The sequence below is a fragment of the Ralstonia sp. VS2407 genome (genome assembly GCF_052950655.1).
In genome coordinates, this window is the sequence record NZ_JBRFVG010000014.1 from 1 (window position 1) to 18239 (window position 18239).

The 18239-nt window shown below is 65.3% G+C and carries 16 protein-coding genes and 1 pseudogene; 6 read left to right on the forward strand and 11 right to left on the reverse strand.

Features of this window, described 5'->3' with window-relative positions:
- Window positions 1–84: pseudogene (locus ACU8YE_RS19975) on the forward strand (integrase core domain-containing protein); the annotation flags it as partial.
- Window positions 85–148: 64 nt separating this feature from the next.
- On the opposite strand, the gene ACU8YE_RS19980 reads toward ACU8YE_RS19975, so the two are convergent.
- The 5 genes from ACU8YE_RS19980 to ACU8YE_RS20000 all read right to left on the reverse strand — a co-directional run bounded on the left by ACU8YE_RS19980 (window position 149) and on the right by ACU8YE_RS20000 (window position 6426).
- The gene (locus tag ACU8YE_RS19980; protein ID WP_186829252.1) at window positions 149–298 is read right to left on the reverse strand and encodes a hypothetical protein; all 150 of its coding nucleotides are present in this window, start codon (window positions 296–298) and stop codon (window positions 149–151) included.
- Between the two features lie 39 nt (window positions 299–337).
- Window positions 338–1513 (reverse strand): DUF4382 domain-containing protein, encoded by a 1176-nt coding sequence (locus tag ACU8YE_RS19985; protein WP_446929422.1) that lies wholly within the window; start codon window positions 1511–1513, stop codon window positions 338–340.
- A gap of 178 nt (window positions 1514–1691) precedes the next feature.
- Complete coding sequence (locus ACU8YE_RS19990) at window positions 1692–2864, reverse strand: chromate transporter (RefSeq protein WP_440076429.1); 1173 nt, start codon at window positions 2862–2864, stop codon at window positions 1692–1694.
- A 253-nt stretch (window positions 2865–3117) separates the two neighbouring features.
- Window positions 3118–4491 carry an ABC transporter ATP-binding protein gene (locus ACU8YE_RS19995; protein ID WP_446929423.1) on the reverse strand — a complete coding sequence of 458 codons (1374 nt, stop codon included), beginning with the start codon at window positions 4489–4491 and terminating at the stop codon, window positions 3118–3120.
- A 150-nt stretch (window positions 4492–4641) separates the two neighbouring features.
- Window positions 4642–6426 (reverse strand): ABC transporter permease, encoded by a 1785-nt coding sequence (locus tag ACU8YE_RS20000; protein ID WP_232041440.1) that lies wholly within the window; start codon window positions 6424–6426, stop codon window positions 4642–4644.
- Between the two features lie 290 nt (window positions 6427–6716).
- Here ACU8YE_RS20000 and ACU8YE_RS20005 point away from each other — a divergent pair, with 290 nt between their 5' ends.
- Window positions 6717–7004 carry an acylphosphatase gene (locus tag ACU8YE_RS20005; RefSeq protein WP_232041439.1) on the forward strand — a complete coding sequence of 96 codons (288 nt, stop codon included), beginning with the start codon at window positions 6717–6719 and terminating at the stop codon, window positions 7002–7004.
- A gap of 16 nt (window positions 7005–7020) precedes the next feature.
- Here ACU8YE_RS20005 and ppk2 read toward each other — a convergent pair whose 3' ends face one another.
- Window positions 7021–7923, reverse strand: coding sequence for a polyphosphate kinase 2 (gene ppk2, locus ACU8YE_RS20010; RefSeq protein ID WP_260803614.1), 903 nt, complete (start codon window positions 7921–7923; stop codon window positions 7021–7023).
- A gap of 240 nt (window positions 7924–8163) precedes the next feature.
- Here ppk2 and ACU8YE_RS20015 point away from each other — a divergent pair, with 240 nt between their 5' ends.
- Complete coding sequence (locus ACU8YE_RS20015; RefSeq protein WP_446929424.1) at window positions 8164–9363, forward strand: AVRPPHE avirulence protein; 1200 nt, start codon at window positions 8164–8166, stop codon at window positions 9361–9363.
- A 27-nt stretch (window positions 9364–9390) separates the two neighbouring features.
- Here the strand turns inward: ACU8YE_RS20015 and ACU8YE_RS20020 are convergent, their stop codons facing one another.
- The gene (locus ACU8YE_RS20020; RefSeq protein ID WP_232041436.1) at window positions 9391–10248 is read right to left on the reverse strand and encodes a 23S rRNA (adenine(2030)-N(6))-methyltransferase RlmJ; all 858 of its coding nucleotides are present in this window, start codon (window positions 10246–10248) and stop codon (window positions 9391–9393) included.
- Between the two features lie 60 nt (window positions 10249–10308).
- Window positions 10309–11742 (reverse strand): CoA transferase, encoded by a 1434-nt coding sequence (locus ACU8YE_RS20025; RefSeq protein ID WP_446929425.1) that lies wholly within the window; start codon window positions 11740–11742, stop codon window positions 10309–10311.
- A 107-nt stretch (window positions 11743–11849) separates the two neighbouring features.
- Here ACU8YE_RS20025 and ACU8YE_RS20030 point away from each other — a divergent pair, with 107 nt between their 5' ends.
- Window positions 11850–13082, forward strand: a complete 1233-nt coding sequence (locus ACU8YE_RS20030) for a citrate synthase family protein (protein WP_446929426.1) — start codon at window positions 11850–11852, stop codon at window positions 13080–13082.
- 16 nt (window positions 13083–13098) lie between these two features.
- On the opposite strand, the gene minE is transcribed toward ACU8YE_RS20030, so the two are convergent.
- The 3 genes from minE to minC are packed head-to-tail and all read right to left on the reverse strand — an operon-like array spanning window position 13099 to window position 14999.
- Window positions 13099–13353, reverse strand: coding sequence for a cell division topological specificity factor MinE (minE, locus tag ACU8YE_RS20035; protein WP_147214336.1), 255 nt, complete (start codon window positions 13351–13353; stop codon window positions 13099–13101).
- A 12-nt stretch (window positions 13354–13365) separates the two neighbouring features.
- Window positions 13366–14184: a septum site-determining protein MinD gene (gene minD / locus ACU8YE_RS20040; protein WP_232041433.1), complete on the reverse strand. Its 819-nt coding sequence runs from the start codon at window positions 14182–14184 to the stop codon at window positions 13366–13368.
- 44 nt (window positions 14185–14228) lie between these two features.
- Window positions 14229–14999, reverse strand: a complete 771-nt coding sequence (minC, locus tag ACU8YE_RS20045; RefSeq protein WP_232041432.1) for a septum site-determining protein MinC — start codon at window positions 14997–14999, stop codon at window positions 14229–14231.
- A 343-nt stretch (window positions 15000–15342) separates the two neighbouring features.
- Between minC and ACU8YE_RS20050 the strand changes: the two genes are divergently transcribed.
- Together ACU8YE_RS20050 and ACU8YE_RS20055 are read left to right on the forward strand one after the other, a co-directional pair.
- On the forward strand, window positions 15343–17409 hold the full coding sequence (locus tag ACU8YE_RS20050) for a bifunctional 2',3'-cyclic-nucleotide 2'-phosphodiesterase/3'-nucleotidase (protein WP_446929427.1): 2067 nt from the start codon (window positions 15343–15345) through the stop codon (window positions 17407–17409).
- 12 nt (window positions 17410–17421) lie between these two features.
- Complete coding sequence (locus ACU8YE_RS20055) at window positions 17422–18225, forward strand: tetratricopeptide repeat protein (protein ID WP_446929428.1); 804 nt, start codon at window positions 17422–17424, stop codon at window positions 18223–18225.
- Window positions 18226–18239: the final 14 nt, after the last annotated feature.

The window sequence follows — 18239 nt, forward strand, 5'->3', positions numbered from 1 at the left end:
GTGGCCCAGTCGGTGCACATCTACAACTATGAGCGGCCTCACCAGGCCCTGAAATACAAAACGCCCGATGCAGTGCATCGGGCGTCTAGTAGCTGAACTGAGTGTCAACCTTTATCAGGACTTGACAGCGAGCGCTGAGGTCAAAGGCTCAGCAATTGCCCTTCTTCGCCTGTCCAGGCGGGCAGAAGCCATTGCCCGGGCCACCTTGCGGGCGTGCGACCGGACCATCGACCGGCACGTAGACGCAACCGCCCAGCAGCGACGCACCCAAAGACAGGATGAGGATGATGTTCTTCATTGTGTTGTGAGGGGCGGGCTCCGCCCCTTTTTTCCCTGGTTAGAAACTGAAGTTGACCCCGGTCTGGCTGCCGGCCGAAACATTGACCGGATTGCTCAGCGTGGCGCCCGTTGCACTGGTGGCCTGCACCGAATACTGGCCGGCAGATGCCGACACCGCCGACAGCGCGATCGGCAGCGTCGCGCTGTACGTGCCGACCAACGGCGCGGCTGCGGGCAATGCCAGCGAGTACGCGCCGGTATCGAGGTTGGCATTGGTCGAGGTGATCTCGTACGACACCGAGTTCACCGTTTGCAGCGCGCGCAATGTGGCCTGCGCCGATGCGGTGGCCGTGCCCGATGCGGTATTGGTGGTCGAGGCCGGCAGCGTAATCGGCGCGCCCGTGGTGGAGACCGTGGTCGTGGTGCTGGCCGTCACGGGCACGGTGCGGATGATGCCCGTGGCGTGGCCGGTCGGCAGCGTGTTGTCGACGATCACCACGTCATACGCACCATTGGTGCTGCTCTGCACCAGCGGCGACAGCACGAACTTGCCCGTGGCGTCTGCCACCGTGCCGCGGATGACCTGGCCGTTCTGTTCGGCATACACCGTGGCGCCGGCCTGTGCGGTGGGCACGTAGCCCGTGATCGAGCCGCTCACCACCGTGGGCGTTGCTGTGACGACCGGCTTGAGGCTGTAGCCGCCATTGCCCTGCTGCACGATCGATTTGCAGGCATTGAAATCCAGCACCAGATCGACCAGCGTGTTGGGCTGCACCGTGAAGGGATGGATGATCTTGTATCCGCTCTGCGTGCCGCTTGGAGTGGCCAACGCCTGCTCGGTCGACGAGCCCGTCACCACCACGGAATTGGCCAGCGTGTTGCCCTGATTGGGAGACAGCACCAGGCGCAACTGCTGATATTGCCCGGCGGGCAGCGGGGCCGTACCGAGGTCAGTCAGCACGCCGTTGGTGAGCGATAGCAGATCGACCTTCTGAGGCGTGGCCAGCGCGATGTCAGTCCAGCCAGCGTCGGCGTCGGCCGCAGACGCGCTGGCGTTCACGCGCACCTTGTTGACGGTGACGTAGACGTGATCAAAACCGCAGGACGGTGCGTCCGTCATCGAGACATGGAGGGTGCCCGTGCCGGCATCCGTACCGCCATCCCCGCCGCCGCATGCAGCGATGAGGAATGGCAGGGGCAATGCAAGGAGGATGTTCCGATAAGTTGTTTTCATGGTTGTCTCCTCGGTTTGGGGGTGCCCGAAGCATAGTCCCGGCCATGGCACGCACTTTGGTCGAATTGAAACCAATCGTAACGCCGCTTGGGCGGGTGTGGTCTCACCCATTTGGGTTGCAAACGCTTGCGGCCCGCCGAAGATATTGCGGCGCGCGACAGGGGGCGCCGATCGTGTATCAGCGATGCAGCAGCGGATACAGCGCCACGCCCAGCAAGGCTGCCCCCGCCACAATCACCGGTTCGGGAAGCTTCTTGAACTTCACCAGCAGCAACACGGTGGCCACGGCCAAGAGTGCCGTCGGCGCATCGACGATGGAGCGCTTGGCCAGCACGATCACCGCGCCGGCAATGGCGCCCACGGCCGCTGCCGTTACGCCATCGACAAAGGCCAGGATGGCGGGCAGCTTGCCGTATTTCTTGAAGTACGGCGCCGGCAGGATGGTGAACAGGTAGCACGGCAGAAACGTGCCCAGCGCGGCCACGCACGCGCCGGGCAGCCCCGCCACCAGATAGCCGATAAAGCCAACGGTGATGACCACCGGGCCGGGCGTGATCATCGCCACGGCCACCGCGTCGACGAATTGCTTATCGTTGAGCCAGTGGTGCTCCGTGACCACGCCGCCGTAAAGGAACGGCACGATGGCGAGCCCCGAGCCGAATACGAACGCACCGGCCTTGGCGAAGAACGCGCCAAGCTGCGCAAGCAGAGGTGAATCGACTGCGCTCAACAAACCACTGGCGGCCGCGACGGGTGCGACGGCAACCGCGTTCATGCGGCCCTGGCGCAGCCACTTGGGCGGCGCACGCCAGAACCACACCAGAACGCCAGCCGCCAGAAACAGCCACGCCACTTCGGATTCAGTCAACACGGTCACTGCCGCCAGCAACAGGTAGACGGCCCACAGCAGCTTGTCTTTGCCAATGCTCTTGGTGGTGAGTTTGTGTGCGCTCATCGCGATGATGCCGATCACCGCGGCGCCCACGCCGTAGAACACCGATTGCATCCACGTGAGCCCGCCGAAGTGCACATAGGCCCAGCCCAGCGCCACCACCATCAGGAATGAAGGCAGCACGAACGCAATGCCGACCAGCGTGGCGCCGACGATGCGGAAGTGCACGTAGCCGAGGTAGATGGCCAGTTGCGCGGCCAGCGGCCCCGGCGCGAGCTGGGCGAGCGCGAGGCCTTCCTTGTAGTCCGCCTCGGTGATCCACTGGCGCGTTTCCACCAGGTCGCGGCGCATGTAGCCGGCCAGTGCAACCGGGCCACCAAAGCCGAGTGCGCCAAGCCGCAGGAAATACAAGATGAGCTGCCGCAGCGAATACGCGGGACGATCAGGCGCAATGTTCATGGGGTACCTGCACGAGGCATGGCGGCGGTTACAACAGCAGCATAGGCGGATGCCCTGTGCGCAGCAATGTACTGCGCCGACACACCCGCCGCCGCACGCACTACGGACCCGACAGACCCATCGCCTTGATCAGGAACGGCTCGACGTCGGCCTCAGCTCGCTGGGCTTGCTCCAGGTTGGCGCCAGTGGAGACGCTTCGGACAGAGAAAGAGCCGCATCAAGCGGCTCTTCTTAGGTCGGCGGCAACGCGCATTTACGCCGCATTATCCCCACCTTCCTGCGCCTCACGCTCTTCGCGTTCCTCGCGCTCTTCACGGGGCAGGGTCAGCATGCCGGTGTTGTACACGTATTCATACACCTCGCCGTAGCGGCCCCATTCGATGCCGATCTTGAGCACGCGCTCGGCTTCTTCGGGCTTGAGGTACGCCTCCAGCTCGCGCAGCACGTGCTCTTCGCGGATCTCGCCGTCCTCATTGGCGTCCAGCTCGGCGCGGATGTGCGCGGCCAGGGCCACGCGCTCCAGCAGCTTCTGGCCGAACAGCACCTTGCGCTCGGGCGGTTCGGTTTCCATGTAGGTCTTGCCGAACGGCGTGACGATGATGTCGCCGCGCTCGATGGTGGCCAGTTGCAGCAGGGCAAGCGCTTCGCACGCGGGCAGCAGATCGTCGTCGGTCACACCGGCTTCTTCTGCCAGGTGCGGGAGGTCGGCACGGCCGTTGAACGGCGCCTCGACCAGCAGGTCGAGAATGGCCTCCATCTGGCCGATCTCGGCATCGGGCAGGCGGTAGGCAAGCTGCTCGGCCGCGGGCTCCACGCCCACATGCACGCCCACACGCTCCGGCGAGGTCATGAGGCCGTACACCTCGTCGATGAGGTTGCGCACGGCGGCGGAATCCCGGTTGCGCGGGCGCGGGAACGGCACGCGCACCTCGGCGCGGATACGCCCCGGATCGCTCGAGAGGATGACGATGCGGTCCGCCATCATCACCGCCTCTTCAATGTTGTGCGAGACGATGAGGATGCTCTTGATGTTGGTGCGGCGGTCTTCCCACAGGTCGAGCATTTCGTCGCGCAGGTTCTCGCCGGTCAGCACGTCGAGCGCGGAGAACGCTTCGTCCATCAGCAGCAGGTCAGGCTCGGTCACCAGCGCGCGCGCAATGCCCACACGCTGGCGCATGCCGCCCGAGAGTTCGCGCGGCAGGGCGCTGTTGAAGCCCGACAAGCCGATCAGGTCGATGGCCTGTTCGGCGCGTTCTTCCCGCTCGGCCTTGGCCACGCCTTGCGCTTCCAGGCCCAGCTCGACGTTCTGCTGCACCGTCAGCCACGGAAACAGCGCAAACGACTGGAACACCATCGCAATGCCCTGCACGGGGCCGGAGTATTCACGCCCTCGAAACAGCACCTGCCCGCGATCGGCGCGCACCAGGCCTGCCATGATGCGCAGCAACGTCGATTTGCCCGAGCCCGACTTGCCCAGCATGGCGACGATCTCGCCCTGGCGCAGGTTGAGGTCCACGCCTTCGAGCACGGCACGGTCTGTGTGGTCTGCGGTGCGGAAGATCTTCGAGACGCCGCGCAGCTCCATGACGCTTTCAGCGCTCTGGCTATGGGTGCTGGTGGTAACCATGTGTGTTCTCAGCTAAATAGGTCGTCTTGGAACGTGCCCAGGATCCGTAGCGCGCGCCCCGAGGTTGGCCCGAGACGCGCAGCCATACATGCGTACGGCGAGCATCGCAGGGTCAAGATCGGGGTGCGCAGCAGGATCATGAGCATGCTCTTACAGGCGGGTGCGCTCTTGCGCGATGTCGTACAGGCGGTTCCACAGCAGCCGGTTGAAGCCGACCACGAACAGGCTCATCACGGCAATCCCGAGTGCAATGCGCGGGAAGTCGCCCTTCGATGTCATCTCGGCGATGTAGCTGCCCAGGCCCGTGGCCACCAGCGTGCGGTCACCCCAGGACACGTATTCGGACACGATGCTGGCGTTCCATGACCCGCCAGCGGCTGTCACCAGACCCGTGAGCAGGTTGGGGAACACGGCGGGGATGAGGAAGCGCTTCCACAGCAGCCAGCCGCGCAGGCCGAAGTTGCGTGCGGCCAGCTTCAGTTCGGTCGGGATGGCCGACGCGCCGGCAATCACGTTGAAGAGGATGTACCACTGCGTGCCGAAAATCATCAGCGGGCTCAGCCAGATTTCCGGATTGAGCGCGAAGCGCGCGATGAGCATCACCGCCAGCGGGAACATCAGGTTGGCCGGGAACGCCGCCAGGAACTGCGCCACCGGCTGCGCGATGCGCGCCACGTTCGGGTTCAGGCCGATGCGGATGCCGATCGGCACCCACACCAGCGCGGCCAGCGCGATCAGCAGGATCACGCGCACCATGGTCAGGAAGCCGAGCCAGAAGACGTGGCCGACCTCGGCCCAGCCCACCTCGGAGCGCACGAACTGCAGCACGTGCGCCACCGCCACCAGTGCGGCCAGGATGATGACGACATCGGCAATCCGGTGCGACCACGGGAAGCGCGGCAGAAAGCCATTGCCGCCAGCGGCCGTGGGCCGCGTGCGTTCGGCACCCCAGGACAGCGTGCGCTCGGCCATCGCGGCGGTACGCTCAAGCAGGGCCTTGACCCATTCAGAGCGGCGCAGCAGGTCAAGCAGCCACGATTGCGGCTCGCGCTCTGACGACATCGTGTCGAAGCGGAAGCGGTCTGCCCAGGCAATCAGCGGGCGGAACAGCAGCTGGTCGTACAGGATGATGCCGATCAGCATGGCCAGGATGGCCCAGCCGATGGCCGGCAGGTTCTGCTGCTGGATCGCCAGCGAGATGTACGAGCCGATGCCCGGCAGCTTGATGTCGTGGCCCGACACCGAGATGGCTTCCGACGCCACCACGAAGAACCAGCCGCCCGACATCGACATCATCATGTTCCACAGCAGGCCCGGCATGGCGAACGGCACTTCCAGGCGCCAGAAGCGCTGCCACTTGGACAGGCGGAACACCGTGGCGGCTTCTTCCAGGTCGGTCGGGATGGTGCGAAACGATTGGTACAACGAGAACGCCATGTTCCACGCCTGCGACGTGAAGATGGCGAAGATGGCCGCGCATTCCACGCCGACGAGGTTGCCCGGAAACAGCGCGATGAACCCCGTGACCGTGATCGACAGAAAACCCAGCACCGGAATCGATTGCAGGATGTCCAGCGCCGGCACCATCACCTTCTCAGCCGTGCGGTTTTTGGAAGCGATGGCGGCAAATGCAAACGAGAACGCCAGCGACGCGCCCAGCGCCAGCAGCATCCGGATGCTGGTGCGCAGCAGGTAATAGGGCAGCTCAATGATGTCCAGACTCACGTCCAGGTGCTCGCCGGGCGTGTAGGGCACGTTCATCTGCTTGGCGGCATAGGCCACGAGCACGATGGCGGCCAGGATGATTGGCAGCAGCGCCAGGTCAAACCGGTTGGGCGGCGCCGTCAGCAAGTGGCCGAAGTTGACGCCAAAGTTGGTACCGAAGGTGGTACCCAAACGGCCCCGGATGGTGGTTTCGTTGTCGTTCTGCTGCATCTTGGATAACCGGGACGGAAACCGCGGACGAAATTCGGGCGCCTCAAGGCCAAAGGCCCAGGCGCAATACATGGCATGGCGTACTACGGGGCTGGGCGCAGTGCTTTTGCGCAAGCGCTGCTTGGCACCCGGCGGCAAGCCGCCTAGTTTACCTTGCGTAACGTCAGAGCCCGCCGCGCGGTTGTCAGTCTGACGACGTCACATTCCAGAAATGTGACAGAGATGCGACAGCGTCGGTTTGTCATGTTTTACCCAACACATCTCCTGCCGTGTTGCACCGGAGGCCCGCCATGTCCGTTATTGCGCAAGTGATCGTTACCGTACAGGGCCGCGTGCAGGGTGTCGGCTACCGCGCAGCCTGTGCGGACCGCGCGCGCCTGCTGGGGTTGCGCGGCTGGGTACGCAACCGCCGCGACGGCGCCGTCGAGGCATTCCTCGCCGGACCCGAGGCCCATGTGCTGAGCATGCGGGAATGGATGTGGGAGGGACCGGACAGTGCGCTGGTCACGCAGCTGGAGGTGGTCACGGGCGAGCATGAAGCGCCGGTCCCCGGTTTCGAGATCCGCCCGACGGTGTAGTTTTCGCCCCGCCGGATCAGTACACGTTCGGCACGATCATCTCTTCCGGCACCGGGTGGCGGATGTACTCGGCGTGGTGCACGCGCTCGGGCAGCAATACCGGCGGATGCGGCACCGGGTGATAAGGCACTTGGCCCAGCAGATGGTGGATGCAGTTCAGGCGCGCGCGCTTCTTGTCGTCGGCCAGCACCACCCACCACGGCGATTCGGGGATGTGCGAGCGCTCGAGCATCGCCTCCTTGGCCTGCGTATAGGCTTCCCAGCGGCGGCGGCTCTCCAGATCCATCGGGCTCAGCTTCCACTGCTTGAGCGGATCATCGATGCGGCTCTGGAACCGCACTTCCTGCTCTTCGTCCGTCACCGAGAACCAGTACTTGACGATCTGGATGCCCGAGCGCACGAGCATCTTTTCGAACTCGGGCACCGAGCGGAAGAACTCGTCGTATTCCTCGTCGGTGCAGAAACCCATCACACGCTCGACGCCGGCGCGGTTGTACCAGCTGCGATCGAACAGGACGATCTCGCCGGCGGCGGGCAGGTGCGCCACATAGCGCTGGAAGTACCACTGCGTACGTTCGCGGTTGGTGGGAGCGGGCAGTGCAGCCACGCGGCACACGCGCGGGTTCAGCCGTTGCGTGATGCGCTTGATGGCGCCGCCCTTGCCAGCGGCATCGCGCCCTTCGAAGATCACCACCAGCCGGTGGCCAGTCTCGATCACCCAGTCCTGCAGCTTGACCAGCTCGCCCTGCAGGCGGAACAGCTCGCGAAAGTACATGCGCCGCGTTTCGCGCGCTTCTTCGCTGATGCCTTCGCCGCCACCGAGCAGGTGGTCGTCGATTTCCATCTCCAGCTCTTCGTCAAGCGTGTCGAGGAGGTCTTCCTGCAGGCGCGCCTGGCGGGCTGCGTCGCGTTCGCTCATGGTGTGTTGCTCCTGCCGATCTTGCGGATATTGCCGATGTTGCCGAGGGGGGCGCTGCGCACGGACAACGCAGTGCAAGTCTAAGCCCGACTAGGTAGCACGGGCATGTGGCAGGGGAGTGACATGGCAGCTTCGCCCATCGCGCCAGGTTTTCGGCTCCCGCCGCTATTGCCCGGCAGCACGCCCGTAATCTGCCTGCGCCGCCGCGTATCCGGCGGACCACAGGAGCTGGAGCTGCCCATGCCGTCCCCATTGCGATCGATCCTAAGCTGCCTCCGTCCGACGCCGCCGGCCGAAGAACACGCCTCCACATCAACCAGCCGCCCGGCCGATCCGGCCGCCCACGCGCCACGCCGTGCGCCAGTGACGTTGCAGGGCTTGGCCAGCTTTGCTGCCCAACGCATGCGTGAGCGGCAGGTCGAGATCAAGGCCTTGGAGCCCGATACGCGCAGGGCGCTGTCCGATGGCGAATGCCAACTGGGCGGTTATGTACACGCCCGGCAGACCGACGGCCGCCCGGTTGAAGGCCGACAACTGGACCGGCTCGTGCGCGCGAACGAAACCGTCATGGAGACCCGCCAAGCCCTGTCGCATGGCCGCGGCAATGTCGTCGACGATATCCATGACAGCAACGGCCAGAGCACGATCCGGGCGGTGGCCGGCCGTGTCGTGAGGACACAGCTTCCATCCAACTACGGTCCAGGGGTCAGCATCGCGGCGAGCGCCATGGCGGCGCAGGCCGGCAACTGCGGCGAACATGCCAACGTGGCGGCGTTTCTGCATGCCGCCAAGCTGGGCAGCGGCGAATACGCGTATGCCGTGGGCAGCACGACAATCGACCACCGCTGGGCGCAGTGGCACGCCGCCAGGGGGCGCGACCCCGACCACGACCTCGTCATGGACCCGTGGGGCAAAGGCCCCGCCATTTTCGCGGTGGATGGTGAGTTTGCTGGCGGCGAGCGCGACGTCGGGATCGAGCGCGAATACGACCAGAGTACGGGTGCCAAGGCCCATGCGGACATGAGCGAACTGCAGCGCGATCACCACCAGCAGATGCAAACGAATCTGCATGTGGCGATGGAGCATCTGGGCCCTGATTTCCGGCTTCGGGACGGTGCAGTCTTTGCCGTCACGCCGGTCATCTCCAGCGAATTCGCAGCACGCGTCAGCCAGAAGATGTCTGCAGCACCGGACGCTGCCAAGTTGGCACCGAAGAACCGACGCCTCGTGCGGCAGGCGAAGGAACGGATACGCACCGGTGAACCCCGGATGGCACCGTTGCGTCAGGAAATCCATGCCACGCAAACGGCGCGGACCTTGGGCGCAAGCGGCGTACGGGAAGTCACGCAGGCGGCTGCTCGCATCGCCCAGGTTGCGGCGGATCTGGAGAACTATCCGCTGGCATCGCATCCAGCGCAGACCGCGCCCGAGAATCTCTAGGCGTACGGCCCGGCCGAGGCGGCCGCGTCAGCTCGACTCGCCTTCCAGCATGAACTTGGCGCCGTCGTCCTGGCCGAGCAGGCGCACCAGCGTGGGCATGGCTTCCTGCAATTGCGCCTTCAGCGTCCACGGCGGGTTGACGATGAACATGCCGCTGCCGTGCAAGCCCAGGCCACCCTCGACCGGGTGCCTGACGGTGAGGGTGACGTGCAGCCAATCCTTGGGGCGCAACTGCTTCAGGCGCGAGGGAAACTGCGCGGCTTCGCGCCGCTGCACAAGCGGATACCAGACCGCATACATGCCGGTGGCAAAACGCTGCAGGCTGTCCTGCAGCGCGTGCACGGTGCGGGCGTAATCCTGCTTGTCTTCAAACGAAGGATCGATCAGCACCAGCGCGCGGCGCGGCGGCGGCGGCAGGATCGCCTTGATGCCGGCAAAGCCGTCGCCGTCGTACAGCATGACCTTGCGGCCTGCACCACGGAAGTTGTTGGACAGCACTTTGATTTCTGAGCTGTGCAGCTCGAACAGGCGCAGGCGATCGGCGTCGCGCAGCATCTGCCACGCCAGCCACGGCGAGCCGGGGTAGTGCCTGAGTTCGCCGTTGGGATTCAGCTCGCGCACCTGGTCGAGGTACGCGTCGAGCAGGGGCGGCAGCGTTTCGCCGGCTTCTGCGGCGCGCCACAGCGGCCCAATGCCGGTATCGAATTCGGCCTTCTTCTGCGCCCATTCGTGGTCCAGCGCGTAGAGGCCGGCACCGGCGTGCGTGTCGATGTACCAGAACGGCTTGTCCTTCTGCGTGAGGTAATCGAGCATCTGCACAAGCACGGCGTGCTTGAGGACATCGGCGTGATTGCCGGCGTGGAAGGCGTGACGGTAACTGAGCATCGGCGGGCCATGTGCGCCCGGAGTATCAGGCGCGGGCAGAGAAAACGGTAGGCGCGAATCCTACCACCGCGCGGGATGCGTCCCCAGGGGCACGCTCGGCAGCGTCCAGTGCGGCGGCGTGTCGGAGAGCTGCCCCGCGTGGCGCAGCGCCGTGAGCGCGCCAAAACCAGACGGCGACGTTTCCAGATACGCGCCGATATCTTCATAGCGCGGGTCGGCCGCATCGAACCCGTTGGCCATGCGGCCGAAGCTGCGCAGCCAGTGCGCCGTCTGGGCGAGCGACACACGCACGTGCCAGCTGCCGCCTTCTGTCATGCGGCGTGCGAGCGCGGTCATTGCGCCGGCGGCCATCAGGTAGCCGGCGCCGTGATCCAGCGCCTGCGCGGGCAGCGGGCGCGGCTTGGCATCGCTGGCCGCTTGCGCTTCGGCCCAGTTGAAACCGCTGGCGGTCTGCACGAGCGAATCGAAGCCTCGGCGATTGGCCCAGGGGCCGTCATAGCCGTATGCGCACAGGCTAACGTAGACGATGCCGGGGCGCAGCGCGGCAACCTGCTCCGGACCAAACTCCAACGCAGCCAGGCCACCGGGCCGATAGCCCTGCACGAAGATATCGGCGTCGCGCAGCAGCGTGCGGAGTTGGTCGGCACCGGCCGCATCGCGCAAGTCGAGCTGCGCAGAGCGCTTGCCACGGCCGGTGTCGATCACCAGCGGTGGGATGGCCGGCAGATGCGGCGCCGTAACGAGCAGCACATCCGCCCCATGCGCTGCGAGCGTCCGGCCGCAGACGGGCCCCGCAATCACGCGCGTGAGATCCAGCACGCGCACGCCCGAGAGCGGACGCCCGTCGGCATGCGCAGGAAGCTGCCGCGATGGCGCATCGCCAATGCGTTCGATCGTCATCAGCGGCTGGCTTGCGACGGCAATGCCTTGCGGGTGCGCGTCCCACTCTTCAAACGTGCGCGCAGCGGTGACGACCATCCCCGCCTGCGCGGCCGCCTCTTCAAACGCTTCGGCCTGCCATTGGTTCAACGCGGCGGCTACAGCGGCCCGGTCATACGCGCGGCCGAGCAGCTTCAGCACACCGTCACGGTGATGCGCAAAGTTGGTGTGCAGGCGCACCCAGCGGCCATCGCCGCAGCGATAGAGCCCAGCGATCTTGTCCCACGGTTCGGGCGGTAACTGCCCGTCGACACGGAAGTAGCGCTCGGAGCGAAATTCCAGCGCGGCGTGGTGCATGTCGACCGATACGATTTGCTGCCGCCCGCTGCGCAACGTGTCGACCTGTGCGGCCGCCAGTGCAGCGGCGGCAATGGTGCTCTGCGCCAGTGTGCCCACGGCAAACGACGACGGCAGCGCCGGCTCGGCGCCCGTGAGCGTGGCGCGCGACAGCACATCGGCCGGCTGACCGAGCACGGTCCATAACTGGCCGAGTGCGCTTGTGGCGCTGACAGTCTGCATGGAAGGATCAACCACATCAGCAACGGGTGACGGCATGGCGGGGCTCCGCGAGCGAGGTGCGCCCATTACAGTCCTGTGCGGCCGATAGCGTCAACATTGACTAGACTGATCAACCTCGATTGCCGCCCACCGCATCCGGCCTGATGACCACTTACCTCAATGCCGCCGAAGCCGCCGAGCGCCTGCGCGTCTCGCGTCCAACGCTGTACGCCTATGTAAGCCGCGGGCTGCTCGCGGCCTACCCGTCGCCCGACGGACGCGGCAGCCGCTACCGCGAAGCCGATGTGGCACGGCTCGCAGATCAGCGTTCCGGCGGACGGCGCCCGCGCCAGGTGGTGCGCCATGCGCTGGACTGGGGCCTGCCCGTGATGGAGTCGGCCATCACGCTCATCGATCACGGGCAGTTGTTCTACCGCGGCATGCCGGCTCTGGAACTGGCCAAACACGCCACGCTGGAAACCGTGGCGGCGCGGCTGTGGCAGTGCGAAGAGGCGGCCGCCTTCAACACGTCTGCCCCGTTGTTGCCGAAAAGTTGGTACGCGGCGCTCACGTCGCTGGCAGACGCGGACATCCGCCAACGCTGCATGGCGCTGTGCGCGCTTGCCCTGCCGGCGCTGGACGAAGCCGCGTGGCGGCAGGACGCTGCACGCACGGCGCGCGATGCCGGTGCGCTGCTGCGCGTCGTGTTTGCCGCCATGCTGGGCCGCAAGCCGGATGCCACGCCCGTACACCTGCAATGCCAGCAGGCATGGAATGTTGACGCGCACGCCGCCGAGGCCATCCGCGTCGCCTTGGTGCTGTGTGCCGATCACGAACTCAATGCCTCGAGCTTTGCGGCGCGCGTGGTGGCATCGACCGGCGCCAGCCTGGGCGCCGTGGTCAGCGCCGGGCTGGCCGCGCTCTCCGGTGGCCGGCATGGCGGCACCACGGCGCGCGTGGAGGCGTTACTGGACGAGCTGGAAGGGGAGCGCTCCGTGACAACGGCATTGCGCCGACGGCTGGATCGCGGCGATACGCTGCCGGGCTTTGGCCACCCGCTGTATCGCAAGGCCGACCCGCGCGCGGATGCGATCCTGGCGCAGTTGCCGAAGACGGGCGCGGTGCGCAAGCGGCTGCAAACCGTGATGGACGCCGTGGCCGGGCTAACGGGCGATGGGCCATCGGTGGATTTCGCACTGGTGGCCACCCGGCGTGTGCTGGCGCTGCCGGAAGGTGCCGGCTTTGGCCTGTTTGCAGCGGGGCGTACGGCAGGGTGGATTGCACACGCGCTTGAGCAGCGCGCGGCAGGGCAGTTGATCCGCCCGAGAGCCGCCTATGTGGGGCCGATGCCAGCCGCGCCGGACGCACCGGCGGGCCGCATCATTCGCGTGAGGTGACGACGCAGGCCGAGGGTCAGGCCTGCGGAATCTCGATCTTCACCTCCAGCACTTCCAGGTTGTCCTGGCGCTCGAGGTTGACCTTGATGTCGTCGTTGCCGATCTTCACGTATTTGGAGATCACCGCCACCAGCTCGCGTTGCAATGCGGGCAGGTAGTCGGCCGGAGCACCGCCGCCGGTGCGTTCATGGGCGAGGATGATCTGCAGGCGTTCCTTGGCAACGCTTGCAGTCTTCTTCTTCTCGCCCAGCAGGAAAGACAGAATCGACATTGAGGCGTCTCCTTACTTGCCGCCGCCGAACAGGCGCTGCAGAAAACCGGGCTTGTTGTATTCGACGTAACGGAGTTCCTTCTCCTTGCCCAGGAAACGGTCGATCACGTCGTGGTAGGCGTTGGCCACGTCCGAGCCCTCCAGGTGGATGGCGGGCAGGCCCTGGTTGGATGCCTGCAGCACGGCTTCCGATTCCGGAATCACGCCGATCAGCTTGATGCGCAGGATTTCCTGGATGTCGCTCAGCGACAGCATCTCGCCTTCGGACACGCGCTTCGGGTTGTAGCGGGTGAGCAGCAGGTGTTCCTTGATCGGCTCCTTGCCTTCCACCGCGCGGCGCGACTTGGACGACAGGATGCCCAGGATGCGATCGGAGTCACGCACCGAAGACACTTCCGGGTTCGTCACCACGATGGCCTCGTCGGCAAAGTACATCGCCATCAGCGCGCCCGATTCGATACCGGCCGGCGAATCGCAGACGATGTATTCGAAGCCCATTTCCTTCAGGCCTTCGATCACCTTCTCGACGCCTTCACGCGTGAGCGCATCTTTGTCGCGCGTTTGCGAGGCGGGGAGGATGAAGAGGTTTTCGCACTTCTTGTCCTTGATGAGGGCCTGGTTCAGGTTGGCCTCACCGTGGATCACGTTGATCAGGTCATACACGACGCGGCGCTCGCAGCCCATGATGAGGTCGAGGTTGCGCAGGCCGACGTCGAAGTCGATGACGGCGGTCTTGTGGCCGCGCAGCGCAAGGCCGGCAGAGAACGCCGCACTGGTGGTCGTCTTGCCGACGCCGCCCTTGCCGGAGGTGACTACGATGATCTTGGTCATGGCTCGTATATCGAAAAGTTAAATCGCTCGGCGCACGGGGTGCGTCACTTCATCCGCAACGGTTCGAAAACCAGCGTGTTGTCCGCGAGCCGGACCTGCGCAGGCTTGCTGGCGTAGGCGTCGGGCCACGGGGTTTCGCCGGTGCGGTAGATGCCGGCGATGGAAATCAGTTGAGGCTCCAGGCACGTGCAGAAGATGCGCGCGTCCAGGTTGCCCTTCACGCCCGCCAGCGCGCGGCCGCGCAGCGAGGCATACACATAGATGTTGCCCTCGGCGATCACCTCGGCGCCGTCGCTCACCAGGTCGAGCACGACGAGGTCGCCGCGCGCATAGATGCGCTGGCCGGAACGCAGGGGGCGATCGACGATCATCGTGCCGGGCTGCATGGCTACGGCGTCGACGGCGGGAACGGCGGGGGTAGGGGCAGGTGCTTCTGCGGCTTGGGCGTGCTCGGGCGCATCCTGTGCGTCCTTGCCGTCCTTCTCACCGCGCGGGCGGCGGCCGTGGCTGTCTAGCAGTGGCAGACCAAAGGCCTGGGCCCACTCGGCCTGCTCGGGGCTGGCCACCACGCCGATCGCATGGGCACGCAGCGCGGTCAGGGTCTCCACCAAACGGTCGATGGGCAGGCGCTCGTCTTCAGCCAGGCGGCGCACATCGATGGCGATCACGTCGTTGGAGAAAAACTCCGGCGTGTCGGCAAAGCGTCGCGTGAGTTCGGCGGCCAAGGCGTCCATGTCGGCGGTGCGCGGCGACAGCAGCAGGGCATCGACGGTGCCGCTGCGGATCTCGAACAGCGGCGCTTTCTTCTGGGACATAGAACGGCTACGCGGAAAAATGGGCTCATTCTAACGTTGTTGACGAAACGCCTTGGATTTTTTGGCCCCGCCGCTCCGCCATCCGGCTGAGACCCGCAACCGGCGCTGTTCTCCACGCTGCCGAGGCCACGCGTAAATGTCATGCGACGGTCACAGCATCGTCATGCACGCTTTTGATACTTCTCCGCTTCTGTGCCCCCCGGCCCAGTCTGTTGTCCTCTCGCGTTGCGCAAACGGTTCCCCCGATTCTGCGTGCGCGTCTGCGTGTCATTCGCTTCATCAGCAATTCGCATTCAGCAGTTCGTAGTTCGCAGACCAAAAAATAAACTTCAGGGAGAAGTTCATGCGAGTCCGACCGTTGTGTTCGGCGGCGTTGCCGCTTGCTGTTGTGTTGTCGATGTCGTTGGCTGCCTGCGGCGGCAGCGGCGATAGCCCATCCACCGGCAGCGCCACGCCTGCCGCCAGCGCCGCCCCTGCAGGCACCAAGGCCACGCTGGCCGTGCTGGAAACGACCGACCTGCACACCAACGTGCTGTCGTACGACTACTTCAAGCTCGCGGCCGACAACTCGCTCGGCTTCGAGCGCGTAGCGACGCTCATCAACCAAGCGCGCGCGCAGTTCCCGAACACGCTGCTGCTGGATAACGGCGACACCATCCAGGGCACCGCGCTGTCGGACTACCAGGCCATGGTCAGCCCCATCACGTGCGACCAGACGCTGGCGATCTACAAGGTGATGAACGCCGCCAAGTACGACGGTGGCGGCATCGGCAACCACGAGTTCAACTACGGCCTGCCGTATCTGTCGCAAGTTACGGGCAATACGTTCAACGTTGATGGCCTGCCCGATCCGGCCACGCAGAAGAAATGCGCGGGCCCGAACTTCCCGCAGGTGCTGGCCAACGTAATCAGCGCCAAGACGAATGCGCCGCTGTTCCAGCCGTACACGATTATCACCAAGACGGTGACGGCCACGGCGCCGGACGGCAGCACGATCAGCGCGCCGGTCAAGGTCGGCATCATCAGCTTTACGCCGCCCACCATCACGAGCTGGGACAAGCGCTGGCTCGACGGCAAGGTCTATACCGTCGGCATCAAGGAGACCGCCGCCAAGTACATCCCGGAAATGCGCGCGAAAGGTGCCGACCTGGTGGTGGCGATTTCGCACGGCGGGCTGGATAACTCGACGTATTCGCCGACGATGGAAAACGGCAGCTGGTGGCTGTCCACCGTGCCGGGCATCGATGCCATGTTGATCGGCCACTCGCACCAGCTCTTCCCGGATGCGAAGAGCACCGTGAGCCAGTTCAACCTGCCGGGGGTGGATAAGGTGGCCGGCACCGTGAATGGCGTGCCGACCGTGATGGCGAACTACTGGGGCAAGCATCTGGGCGTCATCAAGCTCGGCCTGACGTTCAACGGTACGAACTGGGCTGTCGACAAGACGCAGACCACGGTGGAAGCGCGCTCGATCCAGAACGCTGACAAGACCTACGTAGCCGCTGATCCGACGGTCTCGGCCGCCATCGCCACCGAACACCAGGCGACGATCAACTACGTGAAGACGCCGGTGGGCAGCACCGACTTCAACATGAGCACGTACTTCGCCGACGTGGGCGACCCCGGCGCGATCGAAATCGTCAACCAGGCGCAGGCCGATTACGTATCGGCGTACATCCAGGCGAACCTGCCGCAGTACGCATCGCTGCCGGTGCTGTCGGTGAGCGCACCGTTCAAGAGCGGTTTTGGTGGCGGGACCGATTTCACCGACGTGGCGGCGGGCCCGCTGGCAATCAACAACGCGGCCGACCTGTACCTGTATCCGAACACGGTCTACGCGGTGAAGGTGGCAGGCTCCGACATCAAGAACTGGCTGGAAACGGCGGCCAAGCGCTTCAACACCATCGACCCGACGCAAGCGACGGTGCAGAAGCTGGTGAGCACGTTCCCGGGCTACAACTTCGACATGTTCACCACGCCGGACCTGACGTATGAGATTGACGTCACGCAGCCGGTCGGCAGCCGCATCAAGAACCTGATGTACAAGGGCGTGGCGCTCGACCCGGCAGGCCAGTTCATCGTGGCGACCAACAACTACCGTGCAAGCGGCGGCGGCAACTTCCCCGGCCTGGACGGCAGCAAGACGATCTATGCATCGCCGGACGCCAACCGCGACGTGCTGATCAGCTACATCAAGAAGATCGGCAGCGTGAAGCGTGCCACCACCGGATCGCAGCGCAGCTGGCGCTTCACGAAGCTGGCCAGCTCGGTGGCGCAGGTGCAGTTCACGTCGGCGCCCAACAAGCTGGCCAGTGCCACGGCCGCCGGCATCACCAACGTCACGCAGGTCGCCGCGGATGACGGTTCGGGCAAGGGCCTGGCTGTGTACCAGATCGACCTGACGCAGTAAGAGGACCACGCCATGCCTTCTCTTCGTTCCGCATGGGTGGGTGCACCGGCGATGGAGTCTGCGCGCCAGTCGGTGCCGATGCTGACCGTGGCTGCGGCGCTGGCGATTGTCGTGATGGCAGGCGGTTGGCTCTCGCATGCGCGCCAGACGCCCGCCGTGGACGCCACGCAGCTGGAATCGTGGCGCGCCATGGTCGTGCAAGCGATGGAGCCGGAAGCGCTGCAGCGGTTGCGTCAGCTCGCGCGCAGCGGTTCAGTGCCGGCGCAATCCGCGTTAGGCGAAGCCTTGCTCGGTGCGCACGACCGCGCTTTGCGTAGCGAGGGGATGCGCTGGCTGGAAACCGCTGCACCGAGCGACGCGGGTGCGCAGTTGTCGCTGGGCAAGGCGCTGCTGCTGGGTACCGGTGGTGTAGAGCGCGACTACCCGCGTGCACTGCGCTTGCTACGTCAATCTGCCGACAAGGGCGACGCTGCAGCTGCGTACTACTTGGGTGTGATGTATCGCAGCGGCTACGGAACAGCCATCGACACGACGCAGGCCGCGCACTGGTTTGATCGTGCCGCGCGCCATGAGATTCCGGCCGCGATGTTCATGCTGGCCAATGCGTATCGTGACGGTGATGGCGTGCCGCGCGATGAAGCCCGCGCGCTGGCGCTGTACCAGGACGCCGCCGAACACGAATTGCCCGAAGCCGTGCAGGCCTTGGCGATGGCGTATCAGAACGGCGAACTCGGCCTCAAACGCGACGATGCGGCGTACCACCAGCAGTGGATCGAAACGGCGCATGCGCTGAAGCATCCTGCGCTCGCGCCGTAAGCATCAGCCTCACT

Bases quoted from the DNA above. Each gene is read 5' to 3' on its own strand.
- ACU8YE_RS19980 (WP_186829252.1), bottom strand. From the start codon at position 298: ATGAAGAACATCATCCTCATCCTGTCTTTGGGTGCGTCGCTGCTGGGC.
- ACU8YE_RS19985 (WP_446929422.1), bottom strand. From the start codon at position 1,513: ATGAAAACAACTTATCGGAACATCCTCCTTGCATTGCCCCTGCCATTC.
- ACU8YE_RS19990 (WP_440076429.1), bottom strand. From the start codon at position 2,864: ATGAACATTGCGCCTGATCGTCCCGCGTATTCGCTGCGGCAGCTCATC.
- ACU8YE_RS19995 (WP_446929423.1), bottom strand. From the start codon at position 4,491: ATGGTTACCACCAGCACCCATAGCCAGAGCGCTGAAAGCGTCATGGAG.
- ACU8YE_RS20000 (WP_232041440.1), bottom strand. From the start codon at position 6,426: ATGCAGCAGAACGACAACGAAACCACCATCCGGGGCCGTTTGGGTACC.
- ACU8YE_RS20005 (WP_232041439.1), top strand. From the start codon at position 6,717: ATGTCCGTTATTGCGCAAGTGATCGTTACCGTACAGGGCCGCGTGCAG.
- ppk2 (WP_260803614.1), bottom strand. From the start codon at position 7,923: ATGAGCGAACGCGACGCAGCCCGCCAGGCGCGCCTGCAGGAAGACCTC.
- ACU8YE_RS20015 (WP_446929424.1), top strand. From the start codon at position 8,164: ATGCCGTCCCCATTGCGATCGATCCTAAGCTGCCTCCGTCCGACGCCG.
- ACU8YE_RS20020 (WP_232041436.1), bottom strand. From the start codon at position 10,248: ATGCTCAGTTACCGTCACGCCTTCCACGCCGGCAATCACGCCGATGTC.
- ACU8YE_RS20025 (WP_446929425.1), bottom strand. From the start codon at position 11,742: ATGCCGTCACCCGTTGCTGATGTGGTTGATCCTTCCATGCAGACTGTC.
- ACU8YE_RS20030 (WP_446929426.1), top strand. From the start codon at position 11,850: ATGACCACTTACCTCAATGCCGCCGAAGCCGCCGAGCGCCTGCGCGTC.
- minE (WP_147214336.1), bottom strand. From the start codon at position 13,353: ATGTCGATTCTGTCTTTCCTGCTGGGCGAGAAGAAGAAGACTGCAAGC.
- minD (WP_232041433.1), bottom strand. From the start codon at position 14,184: ATGACCAAGATCATCGTAGTCACCTCCGGCAAGGGCGGCGTCGGCAAG.
- minC (WP_232041432.1), bottom strand. From the start codon at position 14,999: ATGTCCCAGAAGAAAGCGCCGCTGTTCGAGATCCGCAGCGGCACCGTC.
- ACU8YE_RS20050 (WP_446929427.1), top strand. From the start codon at position 15,343: ATGCGAGTCCGACCGTTGTGTTCGGCGGCGTTGCCGCTTGCTGTTGTG.
- ACU8YE_RS20055 (WP_446929428.1), top strand. From the start codon at position 17,422: ATGCCTTCTCTTCGTTCCGCATGGGTGGGTGCACCGGCGATGGAGTCT.